A 20,586-nucleotide genomic window follows, 5' to 3' on the forward strand; every position below is an offset into this window, starting at 1 on the left:
TTGCGTAGGAATATCTACTATGTTGCAACTTTGTGCAACCTTGTTAATCACAACTTGTGGGCCAGGCTGAAAAATGCCTTTGTTGTTAAATTTAATGGCGGGATTAGCGACAATTTAACCTTTATTTAATGGCGTATTTATCTGCGTCAGTTAACAGTTTTACCAGGTGCAACCAATAAAAACGTGAGGAAGTGCAACCTATAACAAAATGAAGTTTGGTCATTGGCGGAATTAGTGTAAATGCTGTGTTAAATCGTTTGTGAAAAAACGCAGCTTCCGTCAGGATACGGTCGCCCAATACAACCATTGTGCCATTACCCCGTTCCGGTAGTGGAATAAACGACAAATCTGGACGCTGTCGACAAAAAAATTCTGGAGATTTGCATGGCTATTAGCACCCCGATGTTGGTGACTTTTACGGTTTATATATTTGGCATGGTACTGATCGGGTTTATTGCCTGGCGATCGACGAAGAACTTCGATGATTATATTCTGGGCGGGCGGAGCCTCGGTCCATTCGTGACCGCGCTGTCTGCCGGGGCCTCGGATATGAGCGGTTGGCTGCTGATGGGGCTGCCGGGGGCAATATTCCTTTCCGGCATTTCCGAGAGCTGGATTGCCATCGGCCTGACGCTGGGGGCGTGGATTAACTGGAAGCTGGTGGCCGGTCGTCTGCGCGTTCATACCGAGGTGAATAATAACGCGCTGACCCTGCCGGACTATTTCACCGGCCGTTTTGAAGATAAAAGCCGGGTGCTGCGTATTATCTCCGCGCTGGTTATTTTGCTGTTCTTCACTATTTATTGCGCCTCCGGCATTGTTGCCGGCGCGCGTCTGTTTGAAAGCACCTTTGGCATGAGCTACGAAACGGCGCTGTGGGCCGGTGCCGCCGCGACGATTATTTATACCTTCGTCGGAGGGTTCCTCGCGGTAAGCTGGACCGATACCGTACAGGCCAGCCTGATGATCTTCGCGCTGATCCTGACGCCGGTAATGGTGATTATTTCCGTCGGCGGTTTCGGCGATTCGCTGGAGGTGATTAAGCAAAAGAGCATTGAGAACGTTGATATGCTGAAAGGGCTTAATTTCGTCGCCATTATCTCGCTGATGGGCTGGGGCCTCGGCTACTTTGGTCAACCGCATATTCTGGCACGCTTTATGGCGGCGGACTCCCATCACAGCATCGTGCACGCTCGCCGTATCAGCATGACCTGGATGATCTTCTGCCTGGCGGGTGCCGTGGCGGTTGGCTTCTTCGGCATCGCGTGGTTTAACAACAATCCGGCGCTGGCTGGGGCGGTAAATCAGAACTCCGAGCGCGTCTTTATTGAACTGGCGCAAATCCTGTTTAACCCGTGGATTGCCGGGATCCTGCTGTCGGCGATTCTGGCCGCGGTGATGTCAACCCTGAGCTGCCAGCTGCTGGTCTGCTCCAGCGCGATTACCGAGGATTTGTATAAGGCATTTCTGCGTAAGAACGCCGGCCAGACCGAGCTGGTGTGGGTTGGTCGGATGATGGTGCTGGTGGTGGCGCTGATTGCCATCGCGCTGGCGGCAAATCCGGATAACCGCGTGCTGGGCCTGGTGAGCTATGCCTGGGCGGGCTTCGGCGCCGCCTTCGGTCCGGTAGTGCTGTTCTCGGTGATGTGGTCACGCATGACGCGCAACGGCGCGCTGGCCGGAATGGTTATCGGCGCGCTGACCGTCATCGGCTGGAAACAGTTTGGCTGGGTGGAACTGTACGAAATTATCCCTGGCTTTATCTTTGGCAGCCTCGGGATCGTGGTCTTCAGCCTGCTGGGCAAAGCGCCTTCGGCAACGATGCAGCAGCGTTTTGCCGAGGCCGACGCGCACTATCACTCCGCGCCGCCGGTACCTGCGACCGCAGAGTAACCTTTCCCTCCTGCTAAAGCCCGCCTCTGGCGGGCTTTTTTGTGCGCCTTACCGCCGCCGACCCGCCTCAGCCAGTGCCGATGCGGGCAGGAACCCTCTTGCTAATTCTCTGAAAATACGCTGATATCTCAGCACAAATAACAATGAGGATAGCAATATGACTTTCAGACAGGGTGCGATGGCGTTGGTTCTGGCAGGGCTGCTTGGCGGCTGCGTGGCGCCGAGCAAAACGACCGTCTCAGCGCCGGCTGCCGCGGCCTGCCCGGCGGACAATACGATGGAGCAAACCACGCTGTACTTCGGCCTCAGCCGACCGGCGGGTAAAGATATCACCGCCGAGGAGTGGCAGCGGTTTGTTGACCGCGATGTCACCCCGCGCTTTCGCGATGGCTTGACGGTGTTTGACGCCCGCGGCCAGTGGCTGGGGAATGACGGTACCGTTGCGCGCGAGCAGAGCAAGGCGCTGATGTTGATCCACGGTAAAGATGCGAAGAGCGAAGAGGGGATTGAAGCGCTGCGCACGCTCTACAAGTCGCGCTTCGCCCAGGAGTCAGTGATGCGCGTCGATCGGCAGGTTTGCGTCCATTTCTGAATAACGTTTGTTTCTAAATAAAAGGCGGGGCATAGCCCCGCCTTCAGAATGCTGATATTCGCAGCGTGCGCCTGGCTTACAGCACCAGCCCGGCGAAGCTGGCGGAGAGCAGGCTTACCAGCGTCGCGCCGTAGACCAGGCGCAGGCCGAAGCGGGAAACCGTATTCCCCTGCGGCTCATTAAGCCCTTTAATCGCGCCGGCGATAATGCCAATAGAGGCAAAGTTAGCAAAAGAGACCAGGAATACCGACAGAATACCCAGCCCGCGCGGCGTCATGCCGGCAGCGATTTTCTGCAGTTCGATCATCGCGACAAATTCGTTGGCTACCAGCTTGGTCGCCATAATACTCCCGGCGTTCAGCGCATCGCTTAGCGGAATACCAATCAGCCACGCCAGCGGATAAAAGACGTAGCCCAGAATCTGCTGGAAGCTGAGGCCAAATACCGTAGCGAAGAGGGCGTTGATGGCGCTGATTAAGGCAATAAAGCCGATCAGCATCGCCAGAATAATCATCGCCACTTTGAAGCCAGCCAGAATATATTCGCCGAGCATTTCAAAGAAGCTCTGCGATTCATGCAGCTTCTCCAGCTTAATCTCTTCTTCGCTGCCCGGTCGCGTCGGGTTAATAATTGACAGCACAATAAAGGTGCTGAACATATTGAGGATCAGCGCCGCGACGACGTATTTCGCGTCCAGCATGCTCATATACGCGCCGACGATCGACAGCGATACCGTCGACATCGCGGTGGCGGCCATGGTGAACAGACGACGAGAGGAGAGATCGCCGAGCACGCCTTTATAGGCAATGAAGTTTTCCGACTGCCCGAGGATCAGCGAGCTGACGGCGTTAAAGGACTCGAGCTTACCCATGCCGTTGACTTTTGACAGCAGGGTGCCGATGACGCGAATAAAAATGGGCAGAATGCGCCAGTGCTGGAGAATGCCAATCAGCGCCGAGATAAAGACGATCGGGCACAGCACGCCGAGGAAAATAAAGGCCAGGCCTTTTTCACTCATGCCGCCAAATACAAAACTGGTGCCCTCAGCGGCAAAACCGAGTAATGAGGTGAAAAAGCCGGAGATATTTTTAACTACCCACAGGCCGCTTTCGGCGTGGAGAAAAAAGAATGCCAGCGCAATTTCAATAACAATTAACTGGATAATATAGCGAATGCGGATTTTTTGTCGGTCATAGCTGGCAAGCCAGGCAAGGCCGAGGATAACCACCAGCGCCAGCAGGAAGTGTAAAAACTGTGTCATATTATTCTTTTCGCAGGTAAATAAGGCCGCTATTTAGCCACAGTCGCTACGCCCGGTAAATATCTGCCGCGAAAAAACCGCCGATCCTGCCCGCCGCCGCTGGCGCAGGCGAATACTTTCCTAAGTAATTATTTAACAGCGATTAATTTACAACTCGTCATCATTCTCTACACATTTCACTTGTGTTTCTGATTATTGTAATGATAATCACTATCAGAAATATTTACCTATCTTTGCATCCGTTGACCGCGGCTCACATTTAAGGATGTTGGCATGTTTGTTCCATTTCTCATCATGTTACGTGAAGGCCTGGAAGCAGCGCTGATTGTCAGCCTGATCGCCAGCTATCTGAAACGCACTCAGCGTGGAAACTGGATTGGCGTAATGTGGATTGGGGTCATCCTCGCGGCGGCGCTGTGCCTCGGGCTGGGGATCTTTATCAACGAAACTACCGGCGAATTCCCGCAGCGTGAACAGGAGCTGTTTGAGGGCATCGTGGCGCTGGTCGCGGTCTGTATCCTGACCTGGATGGTGTTCTGGATGCGCAAGGTGTCGCGTAACGTGAAGCAGCAGCTGGAGCAGGCGGTGGATAACGCCCTGCAGCGCGGCAATAACCACGGCTGGGCGCTGGTGATGATGGTCTTTTTTGCCGTGGCGCGAGAAGGGCTGGAGTCGGTATTTTTCCTGCTGGCGGCGTTCCAGCAGGATGTCGGTATCTGGCCGCCGCTGGGCGCGATGCTTGGCCTCGCCACCGCAATTGTACTCGGTTTCCTGCTGTACTGGGGCGGCATCCGCCTCAACCTCGGCGCGTTCTTCAAGTGGACCAGCCTGTTCATTCTGCTGGTCGCTGCGGGCCTGGCCGCCGGAGCCATTCGCGCCTTTCACGAGGCCGGGCTGTGGAACCACTTCCAGGACGTGGCGTTCGATCTGAGCGGCGTGCTGTCGACGCACAGCCTGTTCGGTACGCTGCTTGAAGGGATCTTCGGCTATCAGGAAGCGCCGACCGTCAGCGAAGTGGCGGTGTACTTTATCTATTTGATTCCGGCGCTGGTGCTGTTTGCGCTGCCGCCGCGTAGCAATCCAGCAGCCTCGCGTACCGCTCCGCTTAAGTAGGGCGCCCGCAGGTGTAAATAGTGACCACATACTTATCGAAAGGGATGATCATGATGACTCATTTTCGCCGTAATGCGCTGCAGCTTGCCGTCGCAGCGTTGTTCAGCTCCGCCTTCTACGCCCAGGCTGCGGATATTCCGCAGGTAAAAGTGACCGTTAATGACAAGCAGTGTGAACCGATGAACGTGACCGTGAAAGCGGGTAAAACGCAGTTCATCATTCAGAACCACAGTCAGAAGGCGCTGGAGTGGGAGATCCTTAAAGGCGTGATGGTCGTGGAAGAGCGCGAAAACATTGCGCCGGGCTTTACGCAAAAGCTGACGGCTAACCTGCAGCCGGGCGAATACGATATGACCTGCGGCCTGCTGACCAACCCGAAAGGGAAGCTGATTGTCACCGGTGCGGCCACCAAAGACGCGGCGAAAGCCGACGCGCTGCTGAGCCTCGGCGAAGCGATTACCGCCTATAAAGCCTACGTCACGGCGGAAACTGCCCAGCTGGTTACCGGCACGAAGGCCTTCACCGACGCGGTGAAAGCGGGCGATATCGAAAAAGCAAAAGCGCTGTATGCCCCGACGCGTCAGCACTACGAGCGTATCGAACCGATCGCCGAGCTGTTCTCCGATCTTGACGGCAGCATTGATGCCCGTGAAGACGACTACGAGAAGAAAGCGGAAGATCCGAAATTCACCGGCTTCCACCGTCTGGAAAAAGCCCTGTTTGGCGACAACAGCACCAAGGGCATGGAGAGCTACGCCGACCGTCTGAATACCGACGTGCTGGAGCTGCAAAAACGCATCAGCGAGCTGGCGTTCCCGCCGTCTAAAGTGGTGGGCGGCGCCGCGGGCCTGATTGAAGAAGTGGCCGCCAGCAAAATCAGCGGCGAAGAAGATCGCTACAGCCACACCGACCTGTGGGACTTCCAGGCCAACGTTGACGGCGCGCAGAAAATTGTCGACCTGCTGCGTCCGCAGCTGCAAAAAGAGAACGCCGCGCTGCTGGCGAAAGTTGACGCTAACTTCAAGAAAGTTGACGCGATCCTCGCGAAATACCGCACCAAAGACGGCTATGAGACCTATGACAAGCTGACCGATGCGGATCGTAACGCGCTGAAAGGCCCGATCACCACCCTGGCGGAAGATCTGGCTCAGCTGCGCGGGATCCTGGGTCTGGACTAAAGCAATGGCAGAGCAGAAGCAATTCGAGGTAAATGAACCGTCACGTCGGCGGTTATTAAAAGGGATCGGCGCGCTAGGCGGCGCGCTGGCCATCGCCGGCGGCTGTCCGGTTGCGCATGCGGCCAAAAGCACCAGCTCGCCGGGCACGCTGTCGCCCAACGCACGTATGGAGGAGCAGCCCTTTTATGGGCTGCACCAGGCGGGGATCCTCACCCCGCAGCAAACCGCGATGATGCTGGTGGCCTTCGACGTGCTGGCCGGCGATAAGGCCGACCTTGAGCGTCTGTTCCGCCTGCTGACCCAGCGTATTGCCTTCCTGACCAAGGGCGGGCCGGCGCCGGACACGCCGAATCCGCGCCTGCCGCCGATGGACTCGGGCATTCTCGGGCCGTGGATCGCCCCGGATAACCTGACGATGACCGTATCGGTTGGCCATTCGCTGTTTGACGAGCGCTATGGGCTCGCGGAACACGCGCCGAAGAAGCTGCAGAAGATGACGCGCTTTCCCAACGATTCGCTGGATGCCGCGCTTTGCCACGGCGATTTGCTGCTGCAAATTTGCGCCAATACCCAGGATACGGTGATCCACGCGCTGCGCGATGTGATTAAGCATACCCCGGATCTGCTGAGCGTCCGCTGGAAGCGCGAGGGCTTTATCTCCGATAGCGCCGCGCGGAGCAAAGGCAAGGAGACGCCGGTTAACCTGCTGGGCTTTAAAGACGGTACGGCTAACCCGGTCAGCACCGACGGCGCGCTGATGGATGAGGTGGTATGGGTTACCGCCGGACAGGGAGAACCGGCGTGGGCGACGGGCGGCAGCTATCAGGCGGCGCGTATTATCCAGTTCCACGTCGAGTTCTGGGACCGAACTCCGCTGAAAGAGCAGCAGACGATTTTCGGTCGCGATAAGCACAGCGGAGCGCCGCTGGGTATGCAGCACGAACACGACGTGCCGGATTACGCTAAGGATCCGAACGGCGATGCCATTGCGCTCGATAGCCATATTCGACTGGCTAACCCGCGTACGCCGCAGACGCAGTCGAGCCTGATGATGCGCCGCGGCTACAGCTATTCGCTGGGGGTGACCAACTCCGGGCAGCTGGATATGGGGCTGCTGTTTGTCTGCTATCAGCACGATCTGGAAAAAGGTTTCCTGACGGTGCAAAAGCGCCTCAACGGCGAAGCGCTGGAGGAGTACGTGAAGCCGATCGGCGGCGGCTATTTCTTTGCGCTGCCGGGAGTGATCGATAGCCAGCACTATCTGGCGCAGTCCCTGCTTGAAGCCTGACGTTCCTGCCCGTAAGGGCAGGGCGTTTCTGCTGTTTTTCCATTCTTTTTTTGTATTTCCTGCCTTGTGTTATTTTTCTGTAATCTATTTGTCGGAAACTCTCCTGAGCTGCGATGAGAATTATTTGTTGTCTGTATGTAAAAAATAAGTTGCATTAAGAATTATTTTTGATGTACTTATTACAGACGCGGTAGTTCCCGGCAGTGATGTCGTTTCACTATGGAGATCGCGAATGCCCGATTGCTGTAACGGAAAATGTAAATCTTCTTACCGTACTCATCAGCACGGGGGCCACACTTCCGGCCGCGATTGCCACACCTCAAATTTTTCTCCAGTCACCACAGATAACCTAAACCCAGACCGGGTACGCGGTGCGCGTAGCCGCGACCCGTTGTCAATTCGACAGGCAAGCAATGGCTTACAAGGAAGCCAAACCTCAATCGTTCGTGCGCATAATCGCGTCGATATTGACGCGTGTGATGTAAACCAACAACGCAAGGTGCTATCCATGGGAAGACAAAAAGCAGTGACCAAAGCTCGTCGTGAGGCCAAACGTGTGCTGAGACAGGATTCGCGCAGCCATAAGCAGCGCGAAGAAGAATCGGTCACATCGCTTGTGCAAATGAGTGGCGTAGAAGCAATTGGTATGGCGCGGGACAGCCGCGATTTGTCGCCAATTGAAGCGCGCAATGACGCTCAGGTGCATTATTTGAATGCCATTGACAATAAACAGCTGATCTTTGCCACCGGCGAAGCCGGGTGCGGGAAGACCTGGATCAGCGCGGCGAAAGCAGCTGAAGCCCTGATCCATAAGGATGTGGACAGAATTATTGTTACCCGTCCCGTTCTGCAAGCCGATGAAGACCTCGGCTTCTTACCGGGAGATATCGCCGAGAAATTCGCCCCCTATTTCCGCCCGGTTTATGACGTGCTGGTGAGACGGTTGGGCGCTTCCTTTATGCAATACTGCCTGCGGCCGGAAATCGGCAAGGTGGAAATCGCGCCGTTCGCCTATATGCGTGGACGTACATTTGAAAATGCGGTTGTGATTCTGGACGAGGCTCAGAACGTGACCGCCGCGCAAATGAAAATGTTTTTGACCCGCCTCGGGGAGAACGTGACGGTTATCGTCAACGGCGACATTACCCAGTGTGATTTACCCTCTGGCGTAAGGTCTGGCCTGGTCGATGCGCTGGCGCGTTTTGAAGAAGACGAGATGGTTGGCATTGTCCGCTTTACGACCGACGACTGCGTCCGCTCGATGCTCTGCCAGCGGGCGCTGAAAGCCTACTACTAGTGGTTATATCCAGTGCAAAGCCCGGGGAAACCCGGGCTTTGTTATTTTTCGGCCGCCGTCCGGCGAAGGCGTTAGCCCATGCCGGAGCGGTAAAACGCGCGGCTCGTGGCTTAGCCAATCGCCCCCAGCGCATCTTCGCTGCCCTGTTTTTTCGGCAGCAGGAACAGGGTGGCGAAAATATCCAGCAGATAGAGCAGGGCCAGCAGGCTGATCGCCGCGGTAAATGACCAGTGGCTGACGAACAGGCCTATCACCAGCGGTCCAAATCCGCCGACGCCGCGCCCCAGATTAAACAGGACGTTCTGCGCGGTGGCGCGCACTTTTAGCGGGTAGGTATCGGAGATAAGCGCCCCGTAGCCGCCGATCATCCCGTTGACAAACATCCCCATCAGCGCCCCGGTAAACAGCATGACGGTGGGGTCGCGCAGCTGGGCGTAGATAATGACCATCACCACGGCGCCGACCTGGTAAATGAGGAAGATTTTCCAGCGCGGGAAGCGATCCGCCAGCACGCCAAACAGCCAGATGCCGAAGGTCATCCCCACTACGGTGACCGCCGTCCACAGCCCAGATTTGGTCAGCGAGAAACCAAAGCTGGAGGAGAGATAGCTGGGCATCCAGATCATCAGGCCGTAGTAACCAAAATTCTGCACCGAACAAAGGATAAGGATACCGATGCTGGCCTTCGAGGTGGCGCTGTCGGCAAACAGCATCTTGATCCGCGCCGTGAACGATATTTCCTGAGCGACGTGGCTATCTTTGGTAAAGGCCTCCGGTTCCCCCATCCCGCGGCGTATGGCAAACGAGACCAGCGCCGGCAGGAGTCCGACCAGAAACATCCCGCGCCAGCCGATGATATCCAGCAGGAGCGGGGTGATAAAGGCGGCAAGCAGTACGCCAAGCTGCCAGCCGATGCCGACCCATGCCGAGGCCCGGTTACGCTTATGGGCCGGCCAGACTTCGGCAATCAGCGCCATGCCGATACCGAATTCGCCGCCGAGCCCCATACCCGCAAGGGTGCGATAGGCCAGCAGATCCCAATAGCCCTGCGCGACCGCACAAAGACCGGTAAAAACGGAGAACATCAAAATCGTGAAGGTCAGTACGCGAATGCGTCCCAGGCGATCGCTGAGATGACCAAATAAAATCCCGCCCAGCACCGCACCAATGAGGGTCCAGGTGACGAGAGAACCCGCCTGAGAGGTGCTGAGTGCCAGAGAAGCGCTGATTGCCGGCAGCATGAAGCCAAGGATCAGCAGATCGAAACCATCCATTGCGTAGCCGCTGATCGCCGCGACCATGGCTTTAGCCGGCGTCACGCCGCGTTTGTTTTGTGGGGAAGAGAAGGTCATGTCCAGGCCTTAGGGTTAAATTGTGCGCCAAGTATAGATTTGTCAGCGGCCGCAATCTACACCAAAGAGGATCGGGAAGCGCGAGCGAAGCCGGAGCGGTGCCGATGAATGATGATGAATAACAGAGGAGCGACCGGCGTCGCTCCTCTGTGCGGGAGAAGGGATTAGTTAGCCCGCCAGCCGGCGGTCCAAATTGAGCAGGGTTTTTGCCATCATATTGACTGGCCGAGCTACAGCGCAGCGCAGGACTACGACCAGCTATTGGTATCGCTCAACGGTTCTGATGACAATCCCGGCGTTGCGTTCGGCGTTTCCGCCCCGTCTGACCGCCCGCAGGAGCGTCTGGCTATGTGGATCAACATGGGAGGAAGGATGCCGTCTTGCCGACCGCCAACTTTTAACCTCCGCCGTGGGTTATCTCCTTTGAACTGCTGAGCCAGGCGCTGGCAGGATTACCCAGAGAAGGGGGATTAAATCACATCCTTTCAACCGTCCGGCGGTACATGCGTTTGGGGTGGCCTATTTTACCGTATTGCATCTCTACCGACAAAAAACCGGACTCCACGCCGTGCTCCAGATAGCGGCGGGCGGTGGTTTTACTGAGCCCCGTTTCCGTCGCCACTTCATCGACAGAAAAGCAGCGCTCGCCGGATTCGCTAAACAGCGTCTGCACGCGGGCCCGCGTATTCTCCTCAATCCCTTTACTGCCGCTATCCAGCCGGTAGTTTTTGGCCTGCAGCTGATACAGAGAATCCACGTTCTGCTGATCGACAATCTTCCACACCCTTTGCTGTTCAGCGAACTGCACAAACCGCTCCAGCGATTGACTCAGACGCTTCCACGACACAGGTTTCAGAATGTAGTCAAAGGCACCATTGCGAATGGCCTGGCTACAGGTATCCATATCGCTGGCGGCAGTAATGAAGATAACCGAACAGTTGGCGCGAACGATCATCGGGTCGCTAATCAGCGTGATCCCTTTACCGTCCGGCAGATAATTATCGAGCAACACCAGCTGGGGCTGCTTACTGATGAGCTGTGCCTGCGCGTCCGCCAGTGAGTTGGCAATGCCCACCAGACGCAAATGCAGGTGCTTGCTGATAAGCTCAGCATGTAGCTGAGCCAACTCGTTTTCATCTTCTACTATCAGCACATCTATCTGTTCATGTCGCATAATTCTGATCTTCCAGAGTTGGAGCGGGGCGTTGTACGTGACCCGTTTCAGGAATAAATAAAGAGAAAATCGTTCCGCGCGGCGCGTTATCAGAAACTTCGATGGTGCCGCCTACCTGCGTGACGTAGCTGGAGATCAGATACAGGCCGATGCCATGATCGCCGTTGCGTTTTGTCGTCATCCCACGGTCAAAAATGCGATCCCGAATGGCCGGGTCGATCCCGACGCCGCGATCAGCCACTTCAATAATCAGCTCGCGCTCATTTTGCAGGATCAGGACCTCGACGGGATCGTGCGGCAACCCGGCGCGTTGTGTTGCTTCAATGGCGTTATCTAACAGGTTGCCAATAATCGATATCAGTTCGGCCTCAACCAGCAAATGCGCCGGGCGCGACATCTGGCAGCCAGGGTCAAAGGCCAGCTCCACCCCTTTTTCTCTGGCGCGGGCCGCTTTACCCAGCAGTAAACCGCACAGCGTAGGAGAATAAAAACGTGACGAGATAAAATCGAGCAGACCCTGCGCATGCTCCGACTGGGCCTGAATATAACGTATTGCTTCGTCATAACGTTCCATATGCAGCAGGCCGGACAAGGTCGTCATACGGTTAAGCTGCTCGTGGCGCATGATGCGTAGATTATCAACATAGCGCTTGACCTGACTGAGTTGGGCGCTGAGGCTGTCGATTTCATTGCGGTCACGGAAGGTAATCACCCAGCCCTGCAGCTTATCTTCCAGCATGATGCGCACACGGCTGGCAATGACCGTAACGTGGTTAAAGCGGCCGATCTCATCGTGAGTATCTTTTTCCAACATCGCATTGTGGGAAAAGAACGACACTGGCGGAATGACCTCGGTAATCAGTTGTCCCCGCAGTTCCCGCGTGGGTTGGTTCAGGCTGAGCAAGGTTCGTGCGGCCTGGTTTATCACCTCGATACGCAGGTTGCTGTCGATGGCGATCACCCCTTCGTAAATCGACTCCATCATCGCCTTTTGCTGGCGTACCAGTAGACCGATTTCTCGCGGCTCCAGCGAGAAGATCTGCTTTTTGATACTGCGGGTAAAGAACCACGAAAAGATAAACAGCGCCGCTAACAGCAGCACGGCGGCAATAAAGATATTGATTGCCTTGCTCAGGGTGACGGTATCGAGATAGCTGGTCAGATAGCCCACGGAAACAATACCGATAACCTGGCCCACGTCATTAAATATGGGAGCTTTACTGCGCAGGGAAACACCCAGGCCGCCCTGGCGAATAGTGGTCAGGCTTTTTCCCTGCAAGACTTCCTGATTATCGCCACCAACCAGCGTGGTACCCACCCGGTCATTATAAACCGAATGAAATAGGTGAATGCCTTTATTATCGCCAATGACAATAAAGCTGGCATCACTGCGTTCGACCACTTGTTGCATAAATTTATCAATCACCGGAATATCTTTTTCAGCAACTGATTTGCGTAAGTTAGGAATTATCGCTATTTCTTCAGCTTGTATTTTTGCTCGCGTGCTCATTTCCTGATAAAGCTGGCGAGCGGCATCGATATAATAATAACCACCCAGTAAGACGTACAAACCGGAGAAGAACAGCACCAGCGAAATAAAGAGCTTAATCTGGAAAGAGACTTTCATGGCATGGGCCGCAGAGATCAACAAAAACAGTAATGTAACATCTTTCGTGTTGGCTGTGGCGAGTTTACTGGAAACTTGTGATCCCTTGCACACCAGGCGGTGACTGGAAGTATTAAAGAAACAAAGTTTTTTGGAGAATGTTATTAACTTGTATTTTTATATAAAAAAATCATAAAAACCGCAGAGATAATTAAGGCGTTAATCACACTAAATAATAGAAACCATAAAAATCATAGGTGCCATTAAAATTTCGATTTTAATATGCCGTGCCTCACATAATGTAAAAACCTCGCCCTTTAAGCTAAAAATGCAAAATAACCAAGGGGCTTAATTATGAGCACAACTGACGATTCTTTTTCTACTACCTCTGAATTGCTGTCGATTCAAAAACCATCGTTGAAAGATAGATGGTGGCACATCATGGATACCTGGAAAGTTGGGATTATTCCATTGCCGCTTTTTGTTCTGGCTGGTGCATTAATTACCATTGATTGTCTGGGCGGTAAATTACCCAGCGACATCGTAGTAATGGTAGTAACTCTGGCGTTCTTCGGCTTCGCCTGTGGTGAATTCGGTAAGCGTCTGCCAATCGTAGGTAAACTAGGCGCGGCGGCGATTTGCGCCACCTTTATACCGTCCGCAATGGTCTATTACGGCCTGCTGCCGGATGTGGTGGTTGAGTCCACCACCAGGTTCTACAAATCAACCAACATTCTGTACCTCTACATCTGCTGCATCATTGTTGGCAGTATCATGAGCATGAATCGTACCACGCTGATTCAGGGCTTCCTGCGTATTTTCTTCCCGATGCTGTGCGGTGAAATTGCCGGCATGCTGGTGGGGATGGGCGTGGGTATGCTACTCGGTCTCGAACCGTTCCAGATCTTCTTCTTTATCATTCTGCCGATCATGGCGGGTGGTGTCGGTGAAGGTGCGATTCCGCTCTCTATCGGCTACGCCACTATTCTTCATATGGATCAGGGCGTTGCATTGGGCCGCGTACTGCCAATGGTGATGCTTGGCGGCCTGACTGCCATCATTATCTCCGGCTGTCTGAACCAGCTGGGTAAACGTTTCCCGCACCTGACCGGTGAAGGCCAGTTGATGCCTGACCGTGACAACACCAATGAAAAAGCTGCTCCCGCTGCGCCTGCGTTCAGCGGTAAAGCGGACGTGACCGCCATCGCCTCCGGTGCGCTGCTGGCGGTGCTGCTCTATATGCTGGGTATGCTGGGCCACAAATTGATTGGTCTGCCTGCGCCGGTTGGCATGTTGTTCATGGCAGTGCTGGTCAAACTGGTCCACGGCGTATCGCCGAAAATCCTCGAAGGCTCTCAGGTCGTTTACAAGTTCTTCCAGACCTCTGTGACTTACCCAATCCTCTTCGCGGTGGGCGTGGCTATCACCCCGTGGCAGGAGCTGGTGCACGCATTCACCCTGACTAACCTGCTGGTTATCGTCAGCACCGTGACCACGCTGGTTGCTACTGGCTTCTTCGTAGGTAAAAAAATCGGTATGCATCCGATAGATGTCGCCATCGTCTCCTGCTGTCAGAGCGGGCAGGGCGGCACCGGGGATGTTGCCATCCTCACTGCAGGTAACCGTATGAGCCTGATGCCGTTCGCCCAGATTGCTACCCGCATCGGCGGTGCGATCAACGTCTCGGTATCGCTGCTGATTCTCGGTAACTTCCTCGTCTGATTCATGTGTTACAGGAACTGATATGAAACTCTCAAGCTTTGTCCATCAGGGGATCCGCAGTTACGGGATCGTGAAAGCCGATGGTGTGGTCGATCTGGGACGCCGTCTGGGGGATCGTTACAGCGATTTGAAATCGCTGCTCGCCGCCGACGCGTTAAACGAAGCTCAGCAGCTGTTCGGTGAAAAACCGGATCTGCGCTTCGATGCGCTGGAATTTTTACCGGTGATTGATAACCCAGGAAAAATACTCTGCGTTGGCATGAACTACGCTGAAAAACGCAAAGAGTTTGACCAGCACAACCCGGCACCGACGCTGTTCATCCGTTTTGCCGATTCGCAAACCGGACACCAGATGCCCGTCCTCAAACCGCGCCACTCAAGGGAGTTTGACTATGAGGGCGAGCTGGCGGTGATCATCGGTAAAAGTGGAGACGATATCTCCCGCGAAGAGGCATTGAGCCACGTAGCCGGATACAGCTGCTATATGGACGGTTCTGCACGCGACTGGCAGCACACCTGGTTTACCGCCGGTAAAAACTGGCGTCAGACCGGTGCGTTCGGTCCGTGGATGACCACGGCGGATGAAATCCCTGACCCTCATCAGCTGGCGATCCGCACCTGGCTGAATGGCCGCATGGTACAGGAAGACAACACCGCCAGCATGATCCACAAGGTGGCAGAGCTTATCGAGTACATCAGTACCTTTACCCGCCTGAACGCCGGCGATGTGATTATCACCGGTTCGCCGGGTGGTGTCGGCAAAAAACGTACCCCGCCGCTATTCATGAACGCGGGCGATCGCATTGAAGTGGAGATCGAAAATATTGGTCATCTCAGCAATGTGATCATGGATGCGCCAGCCCAGTCACTGGCAGCCATGCACTAAGGAATCAGGCGAGATCATGCAAGCACAACTCCCCATCGATTTTCGCGTCGCAGACGTTGCCAGCGGATCGCAGCGTTTTATGCAGATTCGCTCTCTGCTCGCGGACAGTGACTTAGGCCTGGACAGCGATATCACCACCTTTGTTGAAGCCTGGTCCGGTACCCGGCTGGTGGGTTGTGCGGGCCTGACCGCCAATGTCATCAAATGTGTTGCGGTGGATAAAGCCCTGCGCGGTGAAAACCTCAGCGCACGCTTGCTGGCAGAGGTAGAACACCTGGCGCTCGCACGGGGCCATTTTCATCTGTTTCTGTGTACGCGTCCTTGTAACAAGGAGCGCTTTGCGCACAGCGGGTTCTGGCCTATCGCGCAGAGTGGCAATAACGCTGTGTTAATGGAAAACACACCGTCTGGTGTCAGCCGCTACTGCCGCTCATTGCAGCGCCAGCGCGTGGCTGGCGAACGTATCGGGGCAATAGTGATGAATGCCAACCCCTTTACGCTCGGGCACCGTCATCTGGTGGAACAGGCCGCATTTTCTTGTGACCACTTACATGTGTTCGTGGTGCAGGAAGATGCCTCATTTTTCCCGTTTATGGCGCGTATGAAGATGGTGAAAGCCGGTGTTGCACACCTGCCGAATGTTACCGTCCACGAAGGCTCGGAGTACATCATCTCCCGGGCCACCTTTCCGGCCTATTTCCTCAAAGAGACCGGGAAAGTGCAGCAGGCGTGGAGCGAGATCGATTTGCTGATTTTCCGCAACCATATCGCCCCTGCGCTGGGGATCACCCACCGCTTTATCGGCTCGGAGCCGTTTTGCGACATTACCCGTCAGTACAACCAAACCATGCACAGTCTGCTGGCGGGTGCGGTTGAGGTGGTCGAGATCCCGCGCATTAAAGCCGCGGGCAGTGCCATCTCTGCCTCAGAAGTTCGGCGTTTACTGAAAACGCAGCAGTTTTCCCGTATTCGGGAAATCGTACCGGATACCACTTTCGCGCACCTTGAAATGCACTACCGCGCGGAAGTCGCTTAAAAAACTCAGGATATAAAATATGAAAATTGTTAGGGAGGCGCTGGCCGGGACCATGGAATCCAGTGACCTGATGGTGAAAATTGCCCCTGCAGAAGGTGAGCTGGACATCGTCATCCACAGTGAAGTGATTAAACAGTTCGGCGAACAGATCCGTCAGGTCGTGGCCACCACGCTACGTAATATGGACGTCTACCAGGGGGTCATCATTATCGAAGACAAAGGTGCGCTGGATTGCGTTATCCGTGCCCGTCTGCAAAGCGCCATCCTGCGCGCCAGCGACAGCGACAATATTAACTGGGAGAAACTGCTATGAAAAAACTCCGTCGCAGCATGCTGTTTCTCCCCGGCGCCAATGCCGCCATGCTCTCCACCGCGTTTATCTACCGCCCGGACTCCATCATGTTCGACCTGGAAGATGCGGTAGCTCTGCGTGAAAAAGATACTGCCCGCGTGCTGGTCTTCCACGCTCTGCAGCACCCGATGTACAAAGACATCGAAACCGTTGTTCGCATCAACCCGCTGAACACCCCCTTTGGCCTGAAAGATCTGGAAGCCGTGGTGCGCGCCGGGGTGGACGTGGTTCGTCTACCGAAGACCGACACGCCTGAAGATATCTACGAACTGGAACGCCATCTGGAACGCATTGAAATGGAATGCGGCCGTGAGCTGGGATCTACCCGTGTGATGGCAGCGATCGAATCTGCGATCGGTGTTATCAATGCCGTGGCCATTGCCCGCAGCTCCCAGCGCCTGATCGGCATTGCGCTGGCAGCGTTCGACTACGTGATGGATATGCAAACCGAGCGCGGTGACGGTACCGAACTGTTCTATGCCCGTTGTGCCGTACTGCACGCCGCACGCGCCGCGGGCATCGATGCCTTTGACGTGGTGTGGTCGGATTTGAACGACGAAGCCGGTTTCCTACGAGAAGTCGACCTGATCCGCAAAATGGGCTTCAACGGTAAGTCGCTGATCAACCCTCGTCAGATCGATTTGCTGCATAACGCGTATGCGCCAACCCAGCAGGAAGTCGAGCACGCCAAACACGTCATTGAAGCGGCAGATGAGGGTGAACGTAACGGGCTCGGCGTGGTCTCGCTGAACGGCAAAATGATCGACGGCCCCATCATTAACCACGCGCAGGTTGTACTCGAACGTGCCGCCGCGTCCGGCGTGCGTCGATAAGGACAGAACGATGAATCAGATAGAGCTTCTCCACGTTAATTTTCCGCACCTGCGTGACTTAAAACCGTTTGATACGGCCCATAGCGCAACGCCCTGGCTTGCAGATGTCGAGAGCAAACATAACCGTAAACTGTGTGCCACCCTTGAAGACGCCATTGCCAACAGTGGCCTGAAAGACGGGATGACCATTTCGTTCCATCACGCGTTTCGTGAGGGCGACAGGGTCATTAACAACGTCGTGGCGACCCTGGCGCGCCTGGGCTTTAAAGACCTGACGCTGGCCTCCAGTTCGCTAATGACATGTAACGACAGCCTGATTGAACATATTCAGAATGGCGTGATCACCCGTATCTACACCTCAGGGATGCGCGGTAAGCTGGCGGATGCGATTTCCCATGGCCTGATGGAGGAACCGGTACAGATTCACTCCCACGGCGGTCGCGTGAAGCTGCTGCAGGACGGCGAACTGAACATTGACGTCGCCTTCCTCGGCGTACCGTGCAGTGATGAGTTTGGTAACGCCAACGGCACCCAAGGGAAATCCGCCTGCGGATCGCTGGGTTACGCGATGGTCGACGCTCAGTTTGCCCATAAAGTGGTGCTACTGACCGAAGAACTGGTGCCGTTCCCGAATATGCCAGCCAGCCTGGTGCAGGATCAGGTGGATTATATCGTGCAGGTGGAAAGCGTGGGTGATCCGGCAAAAATCAGCGTCGGTGCCGCCCGTGTGACCAGCAACCCGCGCGAGCTGATGATTGCCCGCTACGCAGCTGATGTAATCGAGCACTCCGGCTACTTCAAAAACGGTTTCTCCATGCAGACCGGTTCCGGCGCGGCGGCCACGGCCTGTACGCTCTTTATGGAAGAGAAGATGGAACGTAGCGGCGTGAAGGCGAGCTTTGCACTGGGCGGCATCACCGGCGGTCTGGTCTCTCTATACGAAAAAGGGCTAATAGCGAAGCTGCTTGATACCCAGTGCTTTGACAGCAAAGCTGCGGCCTCGCTGGCGCGTAACCCGAATCACGTTGAAATCTCCACCAACGTCTATGCCAACCCGGGCAGCAAAGCCGCCTGTTGTGACCAACTGGACGTGGTCATACTTAGTGCGCTGGAAATCGACGTCGACTTTAACGTCAACGTGATTACCGGCTCTGACGGCGTGATGCGCGGTGCATCTGGTGGTCATTGCGACGTAGCGGCTTCTGCCAACCTGACCATTGTGGTGGCCCCTTTACTGCGTACCCGCATTCCGACCGTGGTGAAGCGTGTGACCACGCTGCTGACGCCGGGCGAAAGCATTGATGTGCTGGTCACCGATCACGGCATCGCGGTGAATCCGGCGCGCCCAGAAATCCACGAGCGTCTGGTGGAAGCGGGCCTGAAGGTGGTGGACATTGAGGCGCTTTACGAGCGTGCTATTTCCCTGACCGGCACACCGAAATCGATTGAATTCACCGACCGCATCGTTGGGGTCATTCGCTATCGCGATGGCAGCGTGATTGACGTTGTCCATCAGGTGAAGGAGAGCATCTAATGACATTACTGACGCCCGTAAGAGCGGGCGTCAGCCTTGAGGCACTGCTGACGGCAAAAGAAAACCGTGCGGCGCGTCAGGCTGACTGGCTCTCTCATTATCACCATCCGGTTATCTCCCTGACGTTGGTGACCCCCGGCGCACAGAAAGACAGTATCCGTTACCGCAATACCATGGGCGTGGCGCTGCAGGCGTGTGATCAGCTGCTGTGGCAGAACCGCTGGCCGGTGGTGGACCGTCAGGTGCTGTGGTTGCCGACCGGTGCGGAAGCGCTGTGGTGCGTTGACCATGCGGCGGCGGAAATCAAAGCCCAGTGTATTGAGCTGGAACAGACGCATCCGCTCGGCAGACTGTGGGATTTTGATGTGATCTGCCCAAAAAATGGCCTGGTGGGACGCCAGTCTCTGGATCTCAGAACCCGGCGCTGCCTGGTGTGCGATGAGCCTGCCCACGGTTGTGCCCGTTCGCGCCGTCATTCCATGGAAGAGGTTGTATCACGTGTGGAGACTCTGATCGATGGCTGGTTCGCTCGCGACTAAACTCGCCCGCTTTGATGTCTGGGCGCTGGCGGCAACGGCGCTGCGTCTTGAATTAAATCTCACTCCCAAACCGGGGTTGGTGGATATGGCGAACAACGGTTCGCACAACGATATGGATCACGCGCTGTTTTTGCGCAGTATCGATGCCATCACCCCCTGGTTTCGCGTGTTCGAAAAGGCCGGTTTTGAGCATGCGTTCAAACCTGCCAGCGAACAACTGCGCTTACTGCGCCCGGCAGGGATGGCCTGCGAACAGGCTATGTTCGAGGCGACCGACGGGGTTAATACCCATAAAGGAGGCATCTTTTCGCTGGGCCTGATCTGCTTTGCGGCAGGGCGTTTACGTGGACAGAATCGGCTGGTCTGCGCGGAGTCTGTTTGTCAGCAGGTGGCTGAGATCTGCAAAGGGATGGTGGCTCGCGAGCTGGCTTCCCGCACCTATGCGACAACGGCGGGTGAAAAACAGTATCAGCAGTTTGGCCTGACCGGCGCGCGCGGTGAGGCGGAGCTAGGGTTTCCCACGGTGCGACAACACGTGTTGCCATACTGGTATCAAGAGTCGGGTGAACGGCGCTTTCACCATGCGCTGCTGCGCTTAATGGCGATAAACCCTGACAGCAATCTGGTCTCCCGTGGTGGTATCGACGGGCTGTGTTATGTACAGGATTACGCGCTGACGCTGCTGAAAAATGGCTGGAATATTGTGCGCCTGCAGGAGATGGATAAAGCCTTGACCAGCCGTAACCTTAGCCCCGGCGGCAGCGCCGATCTGCTGGCGGTATCCTACGTGCTGGCGACGCTGGGGTAGGGGCTATAGGGGTACGGGCAGCCCGCAGGCTCGCGGTCTGCCTGGCTGGCTGCGCCAGCTGTCGACCCCCCGGTCGGGGCTTCTCATCCCCCCCGGCGGGGTGCGACAGGCGAAAAAAAAGC

At 55.6% G+C, this 20,586-nt stretch carries 18 protein-coding genes; 14 read left to right on the forward strand and 4 right to left on the reverse strand.

From position 1 onward, the window contains the following. Positions 1-384 precede the first annotated feature (384 nt). Complete coding sequence (gene putP / locus GO007_RS04830; protein WP_095096248.1) at positions 385-1,893, forward strand: sodium/proline symporter PutP; 1,509 nt, start codon at positions 385-387, stop codon at positions 1,891-1,893. A 157-nt stretch (positions 1,894-2,050) separates the two neighbouring features. Continuing rightward, positions 2,051-2,485, forward strand: coding sequence for a DUF3574 domain-containing protein (locus GO007_RS04835; RefSeq protein WP_095096252.1), 435 nt, complete (start codon positions 2,051-2,053; stop codon positions 2,483-2,485). A 76-nt stretch (positions 2,486-2,561) separates the two neighbouring features. On the opposite strand, the gene GO007_RS04840 is transcribed toward GO007_RS04835, so the two are convergent. Beyond that, the gene (locus GO007_RS04840; RefSeq protein WP_095096256.1) at positions 2,562-3,746 is read right to left on the reverse strand and encodes a NupC/NupG family nucleoside CNT transporter; all 1,185 of its coding nucleotides are present in this window, start codon (positions 3,744-3,746) and stop codon (positions 2,562-2,564) included. A 273-nt stretch (positions 3,747-4,019) separates the two neighbouring features. Here GO007_RS04840 and efeU point away from each other — a divergent pair, with 273 nt between their 5' ends. From efeU to phoH, 4 genes are all read left to right on the forward strand, one after another. Continuing rightward, a complete protein-coding gene (gene efeU / locus GO007_RS04845) occupies positions 4,020-4,859 on the forward strand; it encodes an iron uptake transporter permease EfeU (protein ID WP_095096259.1) in 840 nt (279 codons plus the stop codon). Between the two features lie 50 nt (positions 4,860-4,909). Continuing rightward, complete coding sequence (gene efeO / locus GO007_RS04850) at positions 4,910-6,037, forward strand: iron uptake system protein EfeO (RefSeq protein WP_095096262.1); 1,128 nt, start codon at positions 4,910-4,912, stop codon at positions 6,035-6,037. A gap of 4 nt (positions 6,038-6,041) precedes the next feature. After that, the gene (efeB, locus tag GO007_RS04855; RefSeq protein ID WP_095096266.1) at positions 6,042-7,325 is read left to right on the forward strand and encodes an iron uptake transporter deferrochelatase/peroxidase subunit; all 1,284 of its coding nucleotides are present in this window, start codon (positions 6,042-6,044) and stop codon (positions 7,323-7,325) included. Between the two features lie 508 nt (positions 7,326-7,833). Continuing rightward, positions 7,834-8,622, forward strand: coding sequence for a phosphate starvation-inducible protein PhoH (gene phoH / locus GO007_RS04860; protein ID WP_041144929.1), 789 nt, complete (start codon positions 7,834-7,836; stop codon positions 8,620-8,622). Positions 8,623-8,732: 110 nt separating this feature from the next. Here the strand turns inward: phoH and GO007_RS04865 are convergent, their stop codons facing one another. The 3 genes from GO007_RS04865 to GO007_RS04875 form a co-directional block, all read right to left on the reverse strand. Continuing rightward, positions 8,733-9,974, reverse strand: a complete 1,242-nt coding sequence (locus GO007_RS04865; RefSeq protein ID WP_095096272.1) for an MFS transporter — start codon at positions 9,972-9,974, stop codon at positions 8,733-8,735. Positions 9,975-10,449: 475 nt separating this feature from the next. Then, on the reverse strand, positions 10,450-11,148 hold the full coding sequence (locus GO007_RS04870; RefSeq protein WP_095096274.1) for a response regulator: 699 nt from the start codon (positions 11,146-11,148) through the stop codon (positions 10,450-10,452). Continuing rightward, entirely contained in the window at positions 11,138-12,775 is a 1,638-nt protein-coding gene (locus GO007_RS04875) for an ATP-binding protein (protein WP_095096277.1), read from the reverse strand. Before GO007_RS04875 ends, GO007_RS04870 begins: the two co-directional genes overlap by 11 nt. Before the next feature lie 333 nt (positions 12,776-13,108). Between GO007_RS04875 and GO007_RS04880 the strand changes: the two genes are divergently transcribed. Genes GO007_RS04880 through citG form a run of 8 tightly spaced genes read left to right on the forward strand, consistent with a single transcriptional unit; the run spans position 13,109 to position 20,464 of the window. Beyond that, positions 13,109-14,476 (forward strand): 2-hydroxycarboxylate transporter family protein, encoded by a 1,368-nt coding sequence (locus GO007_RS04880; protein ID WP_095096280.1) that lies wholly within the window; start codon positions 13,109-13,111, stop codon positions 14,474-14,476. 22 nt (positions 14,477-14,498) lie between these two features. Then, a complete protein-coding gene (locus GO007_RS04885; protein ID WP_095096283.1) occupies positions 14,499-15,362 on the forward strand; it encodes a fumarylacetoacetate hydrolase family protein in 864 nt (287 codons plus the stop codon). A gap of 16 nt (positions 15,363-15,378) precedes the next feature. After that, positions 15,379-16,398 (forward strand): [citrate (pro-3S)-lyase] ligase, encoded by a 1,020-nt coding sequence (gene citC / locus GO007_RS04890; RefSeq protein WP_095096286.1) that lies wholly within the window; start codon positions 15,379-15,381, stop codon positions 16,396-16,398. A 19-nt stretch (positions 16,399-16,417) separates the two neighbouring features. Continuing rightward, complete coding sequence (gene citD, locus GO007_RS04895; protein ID WP_095096288.1) at positions 16,418-16,711, forward strand: citrate lyase acyl carrier protein; 294 nt, start codon at positions 16,418-16,420, stop codon at positions 16,709-16,711. Next, positions 16,708-17,583 (forward strand): citrate (pro-3S)-lyase subunit beta, encoded by an 876-nt coding sequence (citE, locus tag GO007_RS04900; protein WP_095096291.1) that lies wholly within the window; start codon positions 16,708-16,710, stop codon positions 17,581-17,583. The genes citD and citE overlap by 4 nt, the downstream gene beginning before the upstream one ends. A gap of 10 nt (positions 17,584-17,593) precedes the next feature. Beyond that, on the forward strand, positions 17,594-19,117 hold the full coding sequence (gene citF, locus GO007_RS04905; RefSeq protein ID WP_095096293.1) for a citrate lyase subunit alpha: 1,524 nt from the start codon (positions 17,594-17,596) through the stop codon (positions 19,115-19,117). Then, positions 19,117-19,656: a citrate lyase holo-[acyl-carrier protein] synthase gene (gene citX / locus GO007_RS04910; protein WP_095096294.1), complete on the forward strand. Its 540-nt coding sequence runs from the start codon at positions 19,117-19,119 to the stop codon at positions 19,654-19,656. The genes citF and citX overlap by 1 nt, the downstream gene beginning before the upstream one ends. Next, the gene (gene citG, locus GO007_RS04915; RefSeq protein WP_095096298.1) at positions 19,634-20,464 is read left to right on the forward strand and encodes a triphosphoribosyl-dephospho-CoA synthase CitG; all 831 of its coding nucleotides are present in this window, start codon (positions 19,634-19,636) and stop codon (positions 20,462-20,464) included. The genes citX and citG overlap by 23 nt, the downstream gene beginning before the upstream one ends. The last annotated feature ends 122 nt before the right edge of the window (positions 20,465-20,586 follow it).

It is taken from the genome of Klebsiella sp. 10-1 (assembly GCF_009758445.1).
Lineage (GTDB): Bacteria > Pseudomonadota > Gammaproteobacteria > Enterobacterales > Enterobacteriaceae > Klebsiella > Klebsiella scottii.

Coding starts and splice junctions, on each gene's coding strand:
- putP (WP_095096248.1), top strand. CDS start 385: ATGGCTATTAGCACCCCGATGTTGGTGACTTTTACGGTTTATATATTT.
- citF (WP_095096293.1), top strand. CDS start 17,594: ATGAATCAGATAGAGCTTCTCCACGTTAATTTTCCGCACCTGCGTGAC.
- citG (WP_095096298.1), top strand. CDS start 19,634: ATGGCTGGTTCGCTCGCGACTAAACTCGCCCGCTTTGATGTCTGGGCG.
- citD (WP_095096288.1), top strand. CDS start 16,418: ATGAAAATTGTTAGGGAGGCGCTGGCCGGGACCATGGAATCCAGTGAC.
- citE (WP_095096291.1), top strand. CDS start 16,708: ATGAAAAAACTCCGTCGCAGCATGCTGTTTCTCCCCGGCGCCAATGCC.
- phoH (WP_041144929.1), top strand. CDS start 7,834: ATGGGAAGACAAAAAGCAGTGACCAAAGCTCGTCGTGAGGCCAAACGT.
- GO007_RS04885 (WP_095096283.1), top strand. CDS start 14,499: ATGAAACTCTCAAGCTTTGTCCATCAGGGGATCCGCAGTTACGGGATC.
- efeU (WP_095096259.1), top strand. CDS start 4,020: ATGTTTGTTCCATTTCTCATCATGTTACGTGAAGGCCTGGAAGCAGCG.
- GO007_RS04840 (WP_095096256.1), bottom strand. CDS start 3,746: ATGACACAGTTTTTACACTTCCTGCTGGCGCTGGTGGTTATCCTCGGC.
- GO007_RS04865 (WP_095096272.1), bottom strand. CDS start 9,974: ATGACCTTCTCTTCCCCACAAAACAAACGCGGCGTGACGCCGGCTAAA.
- GO007_RS04880 (WP_095096280.1), top strand. CDS start 13,109: ATGAGCACAACTGACGATTCTTTTTCTACTACCTCTGAATTGCTGTCG.
- GO007_RS04870 (WP_095096274.1), bottom strand. CDS start 11,148: ATGCGACATGAACAGATAGATGTGCTGATAGTAGAAGATGAAAACGAG.
- GO007_RS04835 (WP_095096252.1), top strand. CDS start 2,051: ATGACTTTCAGACAGGGTGCGATGGCGTTGGTTCTGGCAGGGCTGCTT.
- citX (WP_095096294.1), top strand. CDS start 19,117: ATGACATTACTGACGCCCGTAAGAGCGGGCGTCAGCCTTGAGGCACTG.
- efeB (WP_095096266.1), top strand. CDS start 6,042: ATGGCAGAGCAGAAGCAATTCGAGGTAAATGAACCGTCACGTCGGCGG.
- efeO (WP_095096262.1), top strand. CDS start 4,910: ATGATGACTCATTTTCGCCGTAATGCGCTGCAGCTTGCCGTCGCAGCG.
- citC (WP_095096286.1), top strand. CDS start 15,379: ATGCAAGCACAACTCCCCATCGATTTTCGCGTCGCAGACGTTGCCAGC.
- GO007_RS04875 (WP_095096277.1), bottom strand. CDS start 12,775: ATGAAAGTCTCTTTCCAGATTAAGCTCTTTATTTCGCTGGTGCTGTTC.